This window comes from Micromonospora sp. NPDC003944, assembly GCF_053605225.1.
The window spans coordinates 1-15,887 of the sequence record NZ_JBSGIV010000054.1 but is presented as its reverse complement, the minus strand read 5'-3'; the positions used below and the strand labels follow the sequence as shown (position 1 = coordinate 15,887).

11 protein-coding genes are annotated in these 15,887 nt (G+C 73.0%); 10 read left to right on the top strand and 1 reads right to left on the bottom strand.

Annotated features, from left to right (window positions below; translation table 11 throughout):
* Positions 1–38: 38 nt before the first annotated feature.
* The gene (locus ACWER9_RS23815; RefSeq protein ID WP_452303920.1) at positions 39–4,709 is read right to left on the bottom strand and encodes an Lhr family helicase; all 4,671 of its coding nucleotides are present in this window, start codon (positions 4,707–4,709) and stop codon (positions 39–41) included.
* 178 nt (positions 4,710–4,887) lie between these two features.
* On the opposite strand from ACWER9_RS23815, the gene ACWER9_RS23810 reads away from it, so the two are divergent.
* The 10 genes from ACWER9_RS23810 to ACWER9_RS23765 all read left to right on the top strand — a co-directional run bounded on the left by ACWER9_RS23810 (position 4,888) and on the right by ACWER9_RS23765 (position 15,878).
* On the top strand, positions 4,888–5,274 hold the full coding sequence (locus ACWER9_RS23810) for a hypothetical protein (RefSeq protein ID WP_452303919.1): 387 nt from the start codon (positions 4,888–4,890) through the stop codon (positions 5,272–5,274).
* A 534-nt stretch (positions 5,275–5,808) separates the two neighbouring features.
* Complete coding sequence (locus ACWER9_RS23805; RefSeq protein WP_452303918.1) at positions 5,809–8,640, top strand: Na+/H+ antiporter subunit A; 2,832 nt, start codon at positions 5,809–5,811, stop codon at positions 8,638–8,640.
* A gap of 235 nt (positions 8,641–8,875) precedes the next feature.
* Complete coding sequence (locus tag ACWER9_RS23800) at positions 8,876–9,355, top strand: Na(+)/H(+) antiporter subunit C (protein ID WP_452303917.1); 480 nt, start codon at positions 8,876–8,878, stop codon at positions 9,353–9,355.
* Complete coding sequence (locus ACWER9_RS23795; RefSeq protein ID WP_452303916.1) at positions 9,355–10,860, top strand: Na+/H+ antiporter subunit D; 1,506 nt, start codon at positions 9,355–9,357, stop codon at positions 10,858–10,860. Before ACWER9_RS23800 ends, ACWER9_RS23795 begins: the two co-directional genes overlap by 1 nt.
* Entirely contained in the window at positions 10,857–11,504 is a 648-nt protein-coding gene (locus ACWER9_RS23790) for a Na+/H+ antiporter subunit E (RefSeq protein WP_452303915.1), read from the top strand. The genes ACWER9_RS23795 and ACWER9_RS23790 overlap by 4 nt, the downstream gene beginning before the upstream one ends.
* Positions 11,501–11,764, top strand: a complete 264-nt coding sequence (locus ACWER9_RS23785) for a monovalent cation/H+ antiporter complex subunit F (protein WP_452303914.1) — start codon at positions 11,501–11,503, stop codon at positions 11,762–11,764. The genes ACWER9_RS23790 and ACWER9_RS23785 overlap by 4 nt, the downstream gene beginning before the upstream one ends.
* Positions 11,764–12,123: a monovalent cation/H(+) antiporter subunit G gene (gene mnhG, locus ACWER9_RS23780; RefSeq protein ID WP_452303945.1), complete on the top strand. Its 360-nt coding sequence runs from the start codon at positions 11,764–11,766 to the stop codon at positions 12,121–12,123. Before ACWER9_RS23785 ends, mnhG begins: the two co-directional genes overlap by 1 nt.
* A 173-nt stretch (positions 12,124–12,296) precedes the next feature.
* Positions 12,297–13,652 carry a hemolysin family protein gene (locus ACWER9_RS23775; RefSeq protein ID WP_452303913.1) on the top strand — a complete coding sequence of 452 codons (1,356 nt, stop codon included), beginning with the start codon at positions 12,297–12,299 and terminating at the stop codon, positions 13,650–13,652.
* A 52-nt stretch (positions 13,653–13,704) separates the two neighbouring features.
* Positions 13,705–14,769: a hemolysin family protein gene (locus ACWER9_RS23770; protein WP_452303912.1), complete on the top strand. Its 1,065-nt coding sequence runs from the start codon at positions 13,705–13,707 to the stop codon at positions 14,767–14,769.
* Between the two features lie 152 nt (positions 14,770–14,921).
* Positions 14,922–15,878, top strand: a complete 957-nt coding sequence (locus ACWER9_RS23765; protein WP_452303911.1) for a sporulation protein — start codon at positions 14,922–14,924, stop codon at positions 15,876–15,878.
* Positions 15,879–15,887 lie beyond the last annotated feature (9 nt).

Here is a 15,887-nt window from a genome sequence, read left to right as displayed (position 1 = left end):
GCCCTGTCGCAAGGCTTCGCAACGGTGGCGCGGGTGGGTCAGCCGCGCAGGCGTAGGCCGCGAGGGGTGGCCCGGAAGCCGGCGGTGGTCAGCGCGTCGCGCAGCGGTGACGAGTGCACCGCCTCGCCGTCGGCCCGCTCCACCGACATCGCGCCCAACGCCCCGGAGTGGACGGCGTCGGCGAGCGCCTTGCCGGCCGCGGCGAGCGTGTCGGTGTCGTCGCTGAAGGAGAGCAGCGTCCGGCCGCCGCGTTCGACGTAGAGGACGAGGTCGCCGCCGACCTGCACCACCAGGGCGCCCGCCTTGCGCCCGGCCCGGTGCCCGGTCGCCGGTGCGGCCCCGTCGCCGGAGTCGACAACCCGTTCCGGCCAGGGCAGCGCCGCGCCGTACGGGTTGGCCGGGTCGGTCGCGGCGAGCACGGTGGCCGCCCCGCCCCGGCCCCGGGCACCGTCGGCCGGCTCGGCCAGCGCGCGCAGCCGGTCCACTGCACCAGGTACGGCGAACTGCGCCGCGCCGAGCCCTTCGACGAAGTAGCCCCGACGGGCCGCGCCACGCTCCTCCAGGGCGGAGAGCACCGGGTAGACCGCCGAGAACCCGCCGACCACCTGCTCCGCCATGACCGCACCCCGGGTGACCACCCCGTGCCGCTCGAGCAGCAGGTCGGCGAGCGCGGCGGCCCGCCGGGTCGGGTCGAGGTCGCGGTCCGGAAGGCGGGACCAGCGGCCGGCGACAGTCGGCGGGCCACCCCGGGTCGGCAGTGCCACCCGACCGGGCCGGCGGTAACGGGTGCGGGGCGCGGACGGCCGGGAGCGGTGGGCCCCGCCGGCGCCGAGCACCGCGCGCAACGGAGCGAGGGTGTCGTTGGTGAGGTGCCCCGCCCAGACCAGATCCCAGATCACACCTGTCAGCGCGGCGTCGTCGGTCGAGCCGACCCGGTCGGCCAACGAGCGGAAGAACAGCGCCTGCCCGTCGCCGAGCGCGTCGAGCACCGCGTCGTGCAGCGGAGTACGGGTCAACGCCTCGTCCGGCGGGGGCAGCAGCAGCGGCGCCGCGTCCGCGTACGCCAGGGTGACCCAGCCGTCACCCCCGGAGATCGCGCCCGACCCGGCCCAGAGCACCTCCCCGCTCGCGCACAGCTCGTCGAGCTGGGCGGGGGAGTAGTCCGCGACCCGCGCCGGCAGCACCAACCGTTCCAGGGCGGACGCCGGCACCGCCGCGCCCTGCAACTGCTCCACCGTGGCGGCGAGCGCCTCCACACCGCGCGCGGACGAGCCGACCTGCTGCCACCGGGGCAGGAACGTCGCGAGCGCCCGGGGCGGCACCGGCTCGATCTCCCGGCGCAGCGCCGCGAGCGAGCGGCGGCGCAGCATCCGCAGCACCTCGGCGTCACACCACTGGGCGCCGGCCGAATCCGGGGTGAACTCGCCGGAGACCACCCGCCCGGTGGCGGCGAGTCGCCGCAGTGCCTGCTCGACGACGAAGACGCCGAGCCCGAAGCGCGCCGCGCAGCTGGCCGCGGCGAACGGCCCGTGGGTGCGGGCGTAGCGGGCCACCAGATCACCGAGCGGATCGGCCACCGGGGCGAGGTACGCCTCGGCCACCCCCACCGGCAGCGCCACACCGAGGGCGTCGCGCAGCCGGGCGGCGTCCTCGACGCCGACCCAGCGCTGCTCGCCCGCGATCCGGACCCGCAGCACCCGGCGGGCGGCCTCCAACTCGCTGAGCCAGGCCTCCGGCACACCCCGCTCGGTCAACTCGGCGTCGCTCAGGTCACCGAGCACCCGCAGCAGCTCGACGACGTCCTCGGCGTCGCGGGGGCGGCGCTGCTCGGTCAGCCACCGCAGCTGCCGGTCGGTCTCGGTGAGCACCGCCGGATCGAGCAGCTCCCGCAGGTCGACCCGGCCGAGCAGTTCGCCGAGGAGCGTGGAGTCGAGGGCGAGCGCGGCGGCGCGGCGCTCGGCCAGCGGAGCGTCGCCCTCGTAGAGGAACGCGCCGACGTAACCGAAGAGCAGCGACCGCGCGAACGGCGACGGCGCGCTGGTCTCCACCTCGACCAGCCGCACCTTGCGGGTGGCCAGGTCACGCATCAGCCCGGCCAGTGCCGGCTGGTCGAAGACGTCCTGAAGGCACTCCCGGGCGGCTTCCAGGGTGACCGGGAAGTCGGCGTACTCGCGGGCGACGTCGAGCAGTTGCGCGGCGCGTTGGCGTTGCTGCCAGAGCGGCTGGCGGCGGCGCGGGTCGCGGCGCGGCAGCAGCAGCGACCGCGCGGCGCACTCCCGGAAGCGGGCGGCGAAGAGGGCCGACGTGCCGACCGACTCCTCCACGAGCTGAGCGACCTCGTCTGGTTCGAAGACCACCACGTCGGCGCCGGGAGGCTCGTCGGCGGTGTCCGGAAGTCGCACCACGATGCCGTCGTCGGAGGGCATCACCTGGGCGTCCACCCCGTACCGCTCGGCCAGCCGGCGGCCCACCGCGAGGGCCCACGGCCCGTTCACCCGGGCACCGAGAACGCTGTGCACGGCGAGCCGCCAGTCACCCAACTCGTCGCGGAAGCGCTCGACCACGACCGTGCGGTCGTCGGGCAGCGAGCGGGTGGCCTCGCGCTGCTCACGCAGGTAGGCCATCAGGTTGCCGGCGGCCCACTCGTCCAGCCCGCCGTCGCGCAGCGCGGTGAGTGCCGCCTCGTCGGTCTGTCGCAGCAGGGTGCGCACCCGGGCGCCGATCGCCCGACCCAGCTCCACCGGGCGGCCCAACTGGTCGCCCTTCCAGAACGGCATGCGCGCGGCCTGCCCCGGTGCGGGCGAGACCAGCACCCGGTCTGGCGTGATCTCCTCGATCCGCCAGGAGGAGGACCCGAGCAGGAAGACGTCGCCGACCCGGGACTCGTAGACCATCTCCTCGTCCAGTTCGCCGACCCGGGCGGCGCGCTCGGCGCCGGCCAGGAAGACCCCGAACAGACCCCGGTCGGGGATGGTGCCACCGCTCGTCACCGCGAGTCGCTGCGCGCCGGGGCGGCCGGTGAGCTGGTCGGTGGCCCGGTCCCAGACCAGTCGCGGGCGCAGCTCGGCGAACGCGGTGGACGGGTAGCGGCCGGAGAGCATGTCCAGTACAGCGTGCAGCGCCGAGTCGGGCAGCTCGGCGAAGGGCGCGGCCCGACGGACCAGCACGGCCAGGTCGCCCAGCGCCCACGGCTCCAGCGCCACCATCGCGACGATCTGCTGGGCCAGCACGTCCAACGGGTTGCGCGGGTAGTGCAGCTCCTCGATCGCGCCGTCGGTCATCCGCTCGGCGACCACCGCGCAGGAGAGCAGGTCGCCGCGGTGCTTGGGGAAGACCACCCCACGGGAGACGGCGCCCACCTGGTGCCCGGCCCGGCCGACCCGTTGCAGCCCGGCGGCCACGCTCGGTGGCGCCTCGATCTGCACCACCAGGTCGACAGCGCCCATGTCGATGCCCAGCTCCAGGCTAGAGGTGGCCACCACCGCCGGCAGCTGGCCGGACTTGAGCGCCTCCTCGATGTGCTTGCGCTCCTCCCGGGAGACGCTGCCGTGGTGGGCACGGGCGATCACGGGCGCCGCGCCGGTGGCCGCGCCGGACTGCGCCATCACCTCGGCCGGCGGCCGGTTGCGCACCGGGCCGGCGGGCCCACCCCAGCGCTGCGCGCCGGACGCCGGGCCGTCGTCGGCCGCCGGGTCGTCGCCCGCCGGCAACCCCTCGGGTACGACGATCGTGCCCTCGCCCGACGCGGAGGCGGCCACCGCCTCGGCGGCCAGCTCGTTGAGCCGGGCGCAGAGGCGCTCGGCGCTGCGGCGGGAGTTGGTGAAGACGATCGTCGAGCGGTGCTGCCCGATGAGGGTGAAGACACGCTCCTCCACGGCCGGCCAGATCGACGCCCGACGTGGCCCGGGGCCGCCGAGGTCGTCCTCCGGTGGCTGGTCCTGCTCGTCCAGGCGGGTCATGTCCTCCACCGGGACCTGCACGCTGACCTCGATGGTCTTCGGCGTGGCGGGCTGCACCACGTCGACCGGGCGGGCACCGCCGAGGAACTGCGCGCAGGCGTCGATCGGCCGAACCGTGGCCGAGAGGCCGATGCGCTGCGCCGGGGCGGGCAGCAGCTCGTCGAGACGTTCGAGGGAGAGAGCGAGGTGGGCACCGCGTTTGCTGCCGGCCACCGCGTGCACCTCGTCGACGATCACCGTCTGGACGCCGCGCAGCGAGTCGCGAGCCGCGGACGTGAGCAGCAGGAAGAGCGACTCGGGCGTGGTGATAAGGATGTCGGGAGGGGTGCGGGCGAAGGCTCGTCGCTCGTCGGCCGGCGTGTCGCCGGTGCGCATGCCGACGGTGATGTCGGGCGGCGTGACGCCCAGCCGGGTGGCCGCCTGCCGGATGCCGGCGAGCGGGGCGCGCAGGTTGCGCTCCACGTCGACGGCGAGAGCCTTGAGTGGGCTGACGTAGAGCACACGGCAGCGCTGGCGGGCCTCGGCCGGGGCCGGCTCGCGGGCCAGGCGGTCCAGTGACCAGAGGAAGGCCGCGAGCGTCTTGCCCGAGCCGGTGGGCGCCACCACGAGCGCGTTACGACCGGCGGCGACCGACCGCCAGGCACCGGTCTGCGCGGCGGTCGGAGCGGCGAATGCGTTGTCGAACCAGGCGCGGGTGGCCGGGCCGAACCCGGCGAGCACCGCGCCGGCGTCTGTGTCTGCCCCGGTCACCGGTCCATCGTGCCCCGCCGGTCCGACAACGACGAACGACCTCGCGACGGAATAGGCGAGCAAAAGGCAAAAAGCGTGGAACGTGCGCTTAATACGTTAAGTCTCACTTAACTGCTTGCTTCTGAGGAGCAACATAAAGTAACTTCACTCGCAACGCGACCCGGGGTGAGGGGATTTGATGGCCGGCGAGCAGCGCACCGTCGAACCGGGCACCGACGTGCTGATCCGCAAGGTCGACAGCCACCTCGCCGCGCTCCGCACCGGCCTGCACGGCCCCGAGCTCGAGCTCGCCGAACGTCTCGCCCGCTGCCTGCGCGAGCTGGTCCTCTGCACCGCCCAGGCCAGCGCCGCCGACCGGGGTCAGGTCCGCGTCGCCGTCCACTACTTCGTACTGCGTCGCGAGAGCCGCGGCCGCCTCCTCGCGGTGCGGTCGCTGACCGCCGCCGAACGGGTGGTCGACCGGGTCGCCCGCCAACTCGGCCGCCCCGACCTGCTGGCCGAGCTCCGCCGCGCCCGCCCCACCCCCGACGACGCACAACCCCTGAACAACGCCCTACTGACCTAATCCCTCAGGCTCCGGCCCAACTCAACCCTGGCTTGCCTCGGCCCGGCCCCGCTCGGCCTCGGCTCGGCCCCGTCTGGTCTTGGCCCGGCCCGGCCTGCCCGGCCCGGCCCGGCCTGCCCGGCCCGGCCCGGCCTGCCCTGCCCCGGGCCTCGCTCGATCGATCATGGAGTTGTGGTGGGGGACGATTGCCCCAAACATCACCAAGCCAGGCACCACAACTCCATGATCGACGGGGTCGAGCAGCCCTCCTCCGCGATCTTGCACTTTCTGTCGTGGCATTAGGGGCATTCTGCGTATCTCGGCAACAGGAACTGCAAGATCGGCGCGGGTGGGCGGAGGTCGCGCGGGTGGGCAGGTCGCGCGGGTGGGCGGAGGTCGCGCGGGTGGGGCAGGTCGTGCGGGTGGGGTGGGGGTTGGGGTGTGGCTTGATGGGGGGATTTCGGCAAAACCGCCCGGCGGAGGACGAACTGGCGTCTGATCGCTGCTAGGCGCCACCGCTGCCACGGGCGTCGGCCATGTCGATCGGGAGCGCAGGTGCTGGTACTGCTCATCCTCCATGTCGTGGCGGCCCTCGCCGCGCCCCTGCTCGTTCGCCTGTGGGGTTCGCGCGCGTGTTACCCGCTGGCGCTCGCGCCGGCCGCCGCGTTCTGCTGGGCGGTGGCCCGCACCCCGGCCGTCGCCGACGGTGGGGCGGTGGTCGAGACGTACCCGTGGATTCGGCAGTTGGGCCTCGACATCGCGTTTCGGCTTACCACGCTGTCCTGGCTGATGACGCTGCTGATCGGCGGCGTCGGCGCGTTGGTGCTGGTCTACAGCGCCCGTTACTTCAGCGCCGGCTCCATCGGGCTGGCGCGGTTCGCCGCCGTCCTGGTGGCCTTCGCCGGCGCGATGCTCGTCCTGGTCTTCGCCGACGACCTCCTGCTGCTCTACGTCGGCTGGGAGCTGACCACGATCTTCTCGTACCTGCTGATCGGGCACAGCACCGAACGACGGTCCAGCCGGTGGGCGGCGGCCCAGGCGTTGACGGTCACCACGCTCGGCGGGCTCGCCATGCTCGTCGGGTTCATCATGCTTGGCGAGCACGCCGGCACCTACCGCTGGTCGGAGATCAGCGCGCAGCCGCTGCCCGGCGGCGGGTACCTGGTGGGCGCCGTGCTGCTGATCCTGGCCGGCGCGCTGTCCAAGTCGGCGGTGCTGCCGTTCAGCTCGTGGCTGCCGGTCGCGATGGCCGCACCCACACCTGTCAGCGCGTACCTGCACGCCGCCGCGATGGTCAAGGCCGGCGTCTACCTGGTCGGGCTGCTCGCGCCGGTGCTCGCCACGGTCGGCCCGTGGCGGCCGGTGGTGCAGGTCGCCGGCGTGGCGACCATGCTGCTCGGTGGGTGGGCCGCGCTGCGTCAGACCGACCTGAAGCTCCTGCTGGCGTACGGGACGGTCAGCCAGCTCGGCCTGCTTGTCGCGGTGACCGGCTCGGGAACCCCGGACGCCGCCCTGGCCGGCACGGCGATGCTGTTGGCGCACGCCCTGTTCAAGGCGGCGCTGTTCCTGGTCGTCGGCATCATCGATCACAGTGCCGGCACCCGTGACCTGCGCGAGTTGTCCGGGCTGCGGCACTGGTCCCGACCGCTGTTCGTGGTCGCCGTGCTGGCCGCGGCGTCGATGGCCGGGGTGCCGCCGATGGTCGGCTTCGTGGCGAAGGAGGCGGTGTTCGGGGCGTTCACCGACCAACCGGCGCTCCTCACCGGCCTGGTCGCCGGGACGGTGCTCACCGTCGCCTACAGCGCCCGTCTTCTCTGGGGCGCGTTCGCCGACCGGCCGGGCGTGGACCCGGTCCCGCCGGGGCCGATCGCCGCGTCGCTGCTGGTGCCGCCCGCGGTGCTCGCGGGTGTCGGTCTGCTCGCCGGCCCGGCCGCGAGCGTGCTTGACGAGCTGCTGCGCCCGTACGCCGATCTGCTCGGCGGGGTCGACGCGCACCTGGCGCTCTGGGCCGGACCGACCCCGGCGCTCGGCCTGTCCGTGCTGGCGCTCGTCGCCGGCGGCCTGCTCTTCGCCGTGCGCGGGCCGCTCGCCCCGGTGCTGGCCCGGCTCCGTTCGCCGGTGGGGGGCAATCAGGGGTACGAGTGGGTCGTGGGTCGGTTCGACCGGCTGGCCATCAAGGTGACGAGCGCGACCCAGCGCGGCTCCCTGCCGCAGTATCTGGGCGTCATCCTGGTCACCCTGGTGCTGGTGCCCGGCACGGCGATGGTCTCGGCCAGCCCCTGGCGGGCGCGGATTCCGCTCTGGGACAGCCTGTTGCAGCCGGTGGTCGTGCTGGTGATCACGGTGGCGGCGGTGCTCGCGGTCGGCGCCCGTCGCCGGTTGACCGCGATGCTGCTGGTGGGCATGACGGGCTACGGCACGGCGATGCTGTTCGTGCTGCACGGGGCGCCTGACCTGGCGCTCACCCAGTTTCTGGTGGAGACCTCGACGATCGCGGTCTTCGTGCTGGTGCTGCGTCGCCTGCCGGAGCGGTTCTCGGCCCGCCCGCTGCGCCGTACCCGTTGGGTCCGCCGGGCGATCGGGGTGACGGCGGGTGTGGTGGCCGCCGGGCTGGCCCTCACCGCCGTCGGTGCCCGCCGGGCACCGGACATCTCCGCGGCCTTCCCGGATCTGGCGGTGGTGCACGGGTACGGCCGCAACGTGGTCAACGTGACCCTCGTCGACATCCGGGCCTGGGACACGATGGGCGAGCTGGCGGTGCTGGTGGTGGCCGCGACCGGGGTGGCCAGCCTGATCTTCGAACGGTCCCGCACCGGGCCACGGCCGCGCCGGCCCGAGGCGGACCAGGGGGTTGGGCGCGGCCGGCCGGTGTGGCTGCGCGGCGGCCCCACCCTCTACGAGGAGCGCCGCTCGATCGTGCTCGAAGTGGTCATCCGGCTGATCTTCCACACCGTGGTGCTGTTCTCACTGTTCCTGCTCTTCTCCGGGCACAACGCGCCCGGCGGCGGGTTCGCTGGCGGTCTGGTGGCGGGTCTCGCCCTGGTGGTCCGTTATCTGGCCGGGGGCCGGTACGAGCTGACCGAGGCGGCCCCGATCGGCGCCGGCGCGATTCTCGGCGCCGGACTGGCCGTGGCGGTGGGCAGCGGCGTGGTGGCCCTGCTGCTCGGTGGGTCGGTGCTGGAGAGCGCGAAGGTCGACCAGGCCCTGCCACTGATCGGCGACGCCCATCTGGTCACGTCACTCTTCTTCGACATCGGCGTGTACCTGGTCGTGATCGGGCTGGTGCTGGACATCCTGCGCAGCCTCGGCGCCGAGGTGGACCGGCACATCGAGGCGACCGGGACGGCCACCGGCGGGTTGGCCGTCGACAAGGGAGAGCGGCCGTGAGCGTGAGGAGTGAGCCGGGTTTGCGAGCCCCGCAGTCGCGAACAGGGGTGGGTGCCGTGAGCGTGAGGAGTGAGCCGGGTTTGCGAGCCCCGCAGTCGCGAACAGAGGTGGGTGCCGTGAGCGTGAGGAGTGAGCCGGGTTTGCGAGCCCCGCAGTCGCGAACAGAGGTGGGTGCCGTGAGCGTGAGGAGTGAGCCGGGTTTGCGAGCCCCGCAGTCGCGAACAGAGGTGGGCTCATGACGGAGAGCGGTGCGGGGCCGACGTTGGTGCTGGTGCTTGCCGTCGCGGTGCTTGTCGGGTGCGGGGTGATCCTGTTGTTGGAGCGCAGTCTGACCCGGATCCTGCTCGGGGTGATCCTGCTCGGCAACGGGGTGAACCTGTTGATCCTGTTGGGCGGGCGGTCGGGTGGGGCACCGATCGTCGGGACGGGTCCGGTGGGGCGGATGAGTGATCCGCTGCCGCAGGCAATGGTGTTGACGTCCATCGTGATCACCTTCGGGTTCACCGCGTTCCTGCTCGCGGTGGCGTACCGCAGTTGGTACCTCTCCGGCGACGACGAGGTGCCCGACGACCTGGAGGACCGGCAGATCATCCGCCGGGCCGGCCGGAAGGAGTCGGGCGCGGTCGACCTCGGTGGGGAGGGCCCGAACGGTGACCCGGAGCAGGTCGATCCGGAGCCGGCCCGTCGGCGGCTTCGACGCGGGGACGACGCGTGATGAGCACACTGGTGCCGTTGCCGGTGGTGGTGCCGCTGCTCGGTGCGGCGTTGACCCTGCTGTTGGCCGGCAAGCCCCGGCTTCAGCGCGCGATAAGCGTGCTGTGCCTGTGCGGCACCCTGACGGTGGCGGTGCTGTTGCTGGTGCAGGCGTACCGCTTCGGGCCGGTCGTGGTGGCGGTCGGGGCGTGGCCGGCGCCGGTCGGCATCGTCCTGGTGGCCGATCAGCTCGCCGCGCTGATGCTCGTGGTGTCCTCGGCGGTGACCCTCTGCGTGCTGCTGTATTCGGTGGGCCAGGGGCGCAGCGACACGAGCGAGACCACGCCCGTGTCGATCTTCCACCCGACGTACCTGGTGCTCACCGCCGGCGTCACCAACGCGTTCCTGGCGGGTGACCTGTTCAACCTCTTCGTGGGGTTCGAGATCCTGTTGGCCGCCAGCTTCGTGCTGATCACCCTGGGTGGCACCGAGACCCGGATCCGGACCGGGTCGACGTACGTCGTGGTCAGCATCCTCTCCTCGATGATCTTCCTGACGTCTGTGGGTCTGGTGTACGCGGCCACCGGCACACTCAACCTCGCCCAGCTCGCCCAGCGCCTCGACGATCTGCCCGGCGGGGTCCGGCTGGCCCTGGAGCTGATGTTGCTGCTGGGCTTCGCGATCAAGGCGGCGGTCTTCCCGCTGTCGGCCTGGCTGCCGGACAGCTACCCCACCGCGCCGGCGCCGGTCACGGCCGTCTTCGCGGGTCTGCTCACCAAGGTGGGCGTCTACGCGATCATCCGCACCGAGACGTTGCTGTTTCCCGGCGGGCGTGCCCACGTGCTGCTCATGGTCGTCGCCGGGTTGACCATGGTGATCGGCATCCTCGGTGCGGTGGCCCAGTCCGACATGAAGCGACTCTTCTCGTTCACCCTGGTCAGCCACATCGGCTACATGATCTTCGGGGTGGCGTTGAGCACCGCCGCCGGGCTCTCCGGCGCGATCTTCTACGTGGTGCACCACATCACCATCCAGACCACGCTGTTCCTCGTCGCCGGACTGATCGAGGAGCGCGCCGGCAGCACCGACCTGCGCCGCATCGGCGGACTGGCCCGGGTGACCCCGCTGCTCGGCGTGCTCTTCTTCATCCCGGCCATGAACCTCGCCGGAGTGCCACCGTTCTCCGGCTTCCTCGGCAAGCTCGGCCTGCTCCAGGCCGGGGTCGCGACCGGCGGCCCGCTGCCCGGGGTGCTGGTCGCGGCCGGCACGCTGACAAGCCTGCTCACCCTGTACGTGGCGTCCCGGGTCTGGAACATCGCCTTCTGGCGCGCGCCCCGGCTGGCCACAAACGAGCCGGTGGTCCAGTTGCCGAAGCTGATGGTGGGCGCCACCGTGGCCCTGGTCACGCTCGGGCTCGCGTTGACGGTCCTGGCCGGTCCGCTCTTCGACGTCACCGCCGACGCGGCCGCCGATCTGCGGATGCGTACCCCGTACATCCGTGCCGTGCTGCCTGGCGGCGTGCCGTGACCGGCCCCGACGAGCCGGCCCCCGACGCCGCCGGGCCCACCGGGGCGGCGCCGGCGCCCGACGCCACCCGGCCCACCGGGGGCAGGCCCGGCCGGCTCGGGCGCTGGCGGGACCAGGCCGTGGCGCTCGGGTGGCTGGTGCTGGTCTGGAACCTGCTCTGGGGCGACATCAACTGGGCCAACCTGGTCGGTGGCCTCCTTGTCGGCGGGGCCGTGCTGGTCTTCTTCCCGCTGCCCGCGGTCAGCTTCGGTGGCCGGCTGCGGCCGGGGGCGCTGCTGGTGTTCGCGGGCCGGTTCGCCGTCGAGCTGGTCAGTGCGAGCCTGCACGTCGCCCGGATCGCCGTACAGCCCGGCTACCGGCCGCGCGGGGCGATCATCGCGGTCCGGTTGCGGGTGTCCACCGACCTGAACCTGGCGCTCACCGCCGAGGCGGTCTCGCTGGTGCCGGGCACGTTGATCCTCGAGGTGGACCGGGACTCCGGAACGCTCTACCTGCACGTGCTGGACACGCACGACCCGGCGGACCTGGACGTGGCCCGGGACCGCACGCTCACCGTCGAGCGGCGAATCGTCCGCGCGGTGGGCTCCACCAGCGAGCTGCGCCACCTCGACGTCACCGCACCCGAGAAGGGAACCCACCCGTGACCACGTTCCTGGCCGTCGTCCTGACCGTGCTGCTGTCGGTCACCGCGCTCCTCGCGCTGGCCCGCCTCTACCGCGGCCCGTCGCTCGTGGACCGGGTGATCGCGGCGGACATGCTGCTCGCCACCATGGTCGGAGCGGTGGGCGCCGAGGCGGCGGTCAACCGGCACGCCACCACGCTGCCCGTGCTGGTCGTGCTGTCCCTGCTCGGTTTCGTGGGCTCGGTGTCACTGGTCCGCTTCGCCGTCCGGGAGCAGCAGTGATCGGCACCGTCGCCGACTGGCTCGGCGCCGGCTGTCTGGTGGCCGGCGCGCTGCTCGGCCTGGCCGCCGCGATCGGCGTACTGCGTTTTCCGGACGCGCTGTCCCGGATGCACGCGGCCACCAAGCCGCAGGTGCTCGGGGTGCTCCTGTTGCTGCTGGGCATCGCGTTGCGGCTGCGGTCCCCGGCCGACCTGGGCATGATCCTGCTGGTGGCGGTCTTCCAGTTGGCGACCGCGCCGGTCGCGGCGCAGATGATCGGGCGGGCCGCGTACCGGTCGGGGCGGCTCGACCGGAGCCTGCTCGACGCCGATGAGCTGGCCGAACGCGGATCTGGCGGTGGGTCGGCGGGGCCGGCGTGACGACCCGGTGAACAGGACGATCCGCTCCTTCGGCCCACCCCCAGCGGAGTCACAGCCAGCGCCGATAAAATAGCGGGCATGATCGACTCTTCTGCCCAGGAGGGCAGCAGTAGCCAGCCGGGTCGTGCCCGGCATATCCCCGTACCGACGACCCCGGGAGCCCTGAGCGACCCGTGTTGATCGTCGTTGGTCTCCTTCTGATCATTGTTCTCACTGCCGCCACGGGTTACTTCGTGGCACAGGAGTTCGGCTACGTCGCCGTCGACCGGGGCAAGCTGCGCCAGCTCGCCGACGACGGCGACCCGGCCGCCGCCCGGGCCCTGACCGTCACCAGCCGGCTCTCCTTCATGCTCTCCGGCGCCCAACTCGGCATCACCGTCACCGCCCTGCTCGTCGGTTACGTCGCCGAGCCGTACCTGGGCGCCGGTCTCGCCGACCTGCTCGGCGTGGCGGGCGTCAGCGAGGGGGTCACCCTGCCGCTCTCGGTGGTGTTGGCCCTGGTCATCGCCACCATCGTGCAGATGGTGCTCGGTGAGCTGGCCCCGAAGAACCTGGCCATCGCCCGAGCTGAGCCGTTGGCTCGGGCGCTGAGCCGGTCCACCCTCGTCTACCTGGCCGTCGCCGGGCCGCTGATCCGGCTCTTCGACCGGGCGTCGATCCGGCTGCTGCGCCGGGTCGGCATCGAGCCGATCGAGGAGCTGCCAAGTGGCGCCACCCCGGCCGACCTGGAGCAGATCATCGCCGAGTCCCGCGAGGAGGGCAGCCTGGACGCCGAGATGTCCACGCTGCTCGACCGAGGTCTGGACTTCCGCGAGCTGACCGCCGGGGAGGCCATGGTGCCCCGGGTCGACGTGCACACCGTACGGGCGCACGAGCCGGTCAGCCGGGTGGTCGAGCTGCTGGACACCGGCCACTCCCGTTTCCCGGTACGCGGTGCGGAGGGCGTCGACGACCTGCTCGGCATCGTCGGCATCGCCGACGTGCTCGGCGTACCCCCGGGGGAGCGGGCCACCACCCCGGTGAGCGCGGTGGCCGGGCCGCCGCTGCTCGTACCGGAGACGTTGCCCCTGCCCACGGTGCTCGACCGCCTGCGGTCCGGGCACCGGCAGATGGCGGTGGTGGTCGACGAGTACGGCGGCTTCGCCGGCGTCATCACTCTCGAGGACATCGCCGAGGAGCTGGTCGGCCCGATCCGTGACGAGGACGACCCACCGGAGCGGGCACCGGCCCGGCAGGACGACGGTTCCTGGGTGGTGCCGGCCCGCTGGCGGATCGACGAGGTCGCCGACAGCACCGGCATCGCGCTGCCCGAGGCCCCGGAGTACGACACCCTGTCCGGGTTGGTGATGCGGGAGCTGGGCCGGGTTCCGGAGGTCGGTGACCGGCTGGAGATCAGCCTGCAACCCGAGGGGGCGGACGGCGAGGACAACGAGGCGGAGCCCCGGGCGCTCGTCGAGGTGCTGGCCGTGGACCGGCACGTGGCCGACTCGGTGCGGTTGCAGCTGAGCAAACCCGAGGTGACCGCATGAGCGCGAGGAGTGAGCTTGCGAGCCCCGCAGTCGCGAATGAAGGACAGCACCGATGAGCCCCGGAATCGCCCTGTTCAGTTCGGTGATCCTGCTGGCGCTGAACGGGTTCTTCGTGGCCGCCGAGTTCGCCCTGGTGGCCAGCAAGCGCTACCGCCTGGAGCAGGCGGCGGCGAACGGTGGTCGGGCGGCGCGGGCCGCGCTCGACGGCGTCCGCGAGCTGTCGCTGATGCTGGCCGGCGCGCAGCTCGGCATCACCCTGTGCACCCTGGGCCTGGGTGCGCTGGCCGAGCCGGCGATCGAGCACCTGCTCAGCCCGCTGCTGCACGCGGTGGGCCTCCCGGACGCGGCAAGTCACCTGATCGCCTTGATCTTCGCCCTCGGGGTGGTGACCTTCCTGCACCTGGTGGTGGGGGAGATGGCGCCGAAGTCGTGGGCGATCACCGACGCGGAACGCTCGGCGACGCTGCTCGCGTTGCCGTTCCGCGCCTTCGCCCGGGTCTCCCGGCCGGTGCTCTCCGCGCTGAATGCCCTGGCCAACGCGATCCTGCGACTGTTCGGCGTCAACCAGCAGGACCAGCTGGCCCAGGTGCACGGCCCGGACGAGCTGCGGATGCTGCTGGAGCAGTCCCGTGAGCACGGGCTGCTCGGTGCCGAGCAGCACCAGTTGCTGACAAGCATGCTGGAGTTGCAGGGCACCTCGGTGGCGCAGGTGATGGAGCCGTTCTCCACCATGGTCACCGTCCGCCGCGACGACCCGGCCGGGCGGATCGAGGAGGTCAGCCGGGACAGCGGCCGGTCCCGGCTCGCGGTGCTCGACGAGGCGGGTGACGTGTGCGGTCTGGTGCACGTCCGGGAGGCGGTACGGGTGGTCACCACCGGCCGGGTCGCCACCGCCGGCGAGCTGATGACACCCGCGTTCACCCTGCCCGCGACGTCGTCCGTCACCGAGGCGGTAGCGGCGATGCGGGCCCGACAGTCGCAACTCGCGCTGGTCCGCAACGGTGGTGGCCCGGCCCGGCCGATCGGCTTCGTGGCCCTGGAGGACCTCCTGGAGGAGGTCATCGGGGAGTTCGACGACGAGACCGACACGGTGCCCCGCGGGCGGCGCATGAGGTAGGAGCCCGACCCGGCCGTCCGTACAGACGACGTGCGGCCGGGTCGACGCTCGGCCTGGCGGCGCTGCTCGGCGTCCGCGGGCTTGAGTGGACCCCGTCCGGGTAGGCGCGCCTGGTGGGGCCGGCGGAGCCCCGTCCCAGGAGGGGGCGCGCGGTGCGGCTGACGGGAGTGTCACCGGAGTCCGGCCGTACCGGGCTGTCCGTGCAGACCACGCTGCCCAACCCGAGTACCCGTCCGGGCCTGCGCCTGCCCGGGCGGGTGACCCTCGCGGCCGGCCCGGACAACGTGCTGGTGCGGCACATCCGACTCGGTCTCGTCACCACCGTCGAACCGGACGACCCGGCCGGGGCCCGCCGTCTCATGCAGTTCCACCAGGTGCCGATCGCCGGCCGGTTCGTCGTACCGGCCGGTCGGCGCCGGGCCGTCGACTTCGCGTTCCCGCTGCCGTGGGAGACCCCGGTGACCACCTTCGGTGGGGTGCCGCTGCTGAGCCTGCGAATGGGCCTGCGGACCGAGGTGTCGCTCGACCCCGACCTCGACCAGGGCGCCATGGTGCCGGTCTTCGTGCACCCGATCCCGACCCAGCAGCACGTGCTGGCGGCACTGGACACGCTGGGCTTCATGATCCGTCAAGCCGGCCTGGTCGAGGGCGGGTTGCCGGGGGTGGAGCACACCCTGCCGTTGCACCAGCGGTGGGGCTACTGGGTGGGCCCCCTCTACGCCGGCCCGATCACCGAGATGGAGGTGATCTTCGTGACCAACTCGGCCGGCCTGGAGGCGATCCTCTGGATGGACCGCAAGCTGGCCCTGGCCGGCATCACCCACCAGAGCATCAGCCGGTTCCGGCTCTGGCACGAGGACGCCGACCGGCGGGACTGGGTCGCCACGGTGGACGGCTGGATCCGCCAGGCCATCAACCGACACGCCGAAGCCGCCGCACACGCCGACTGGTCCGCGCAGATCACGCATTCGGCCCACGTCAGCCGCCACCCCGACCGACCGATCCAACCGGGCTACGGCCTGGGTGGCGCAACCGCGACTGGGTGCGCGGCCGGCGGCGGCAACTACAGGCCGAACGCCGGGTGCCGGACGGGGTCATCGCGGAGCTGATGACCGGTC

Excerpts from the sequence above, each read along its gene's own strand:
- ACWER9_RS23810 (WP_452303919.1), top strand. The coding sequence starts at position 4,888 with ATGGCCGGCGAGCAGCGCACCGTCGAACCGGGCACCGACGTGCTGATC.
- ACWER9_RS23800 (WP_452303917.1), top strand. The coding sequence starts at position 8,876 with ATGACGGAGAGCGGTGCGGGGCCGACGTTGGTGCTGGTGCTTGCCGTC.
- ACWER9_RS23770 (WP_452303912.1), top strand. The coding sequence starts at position 13,705 with ATGAGCCCCGGAATCGCCCTGTTCAGTTCGGTGATCCTGCTGGCGCTG.
- ACWER9_RS23795 (WP_452303916.1), top strand. The coding sequence starts at position 9,355 with ATGAGCACACTGGTGCCGTTGCCGGTGGTGGTGCCGCTGCTCGGTGCG.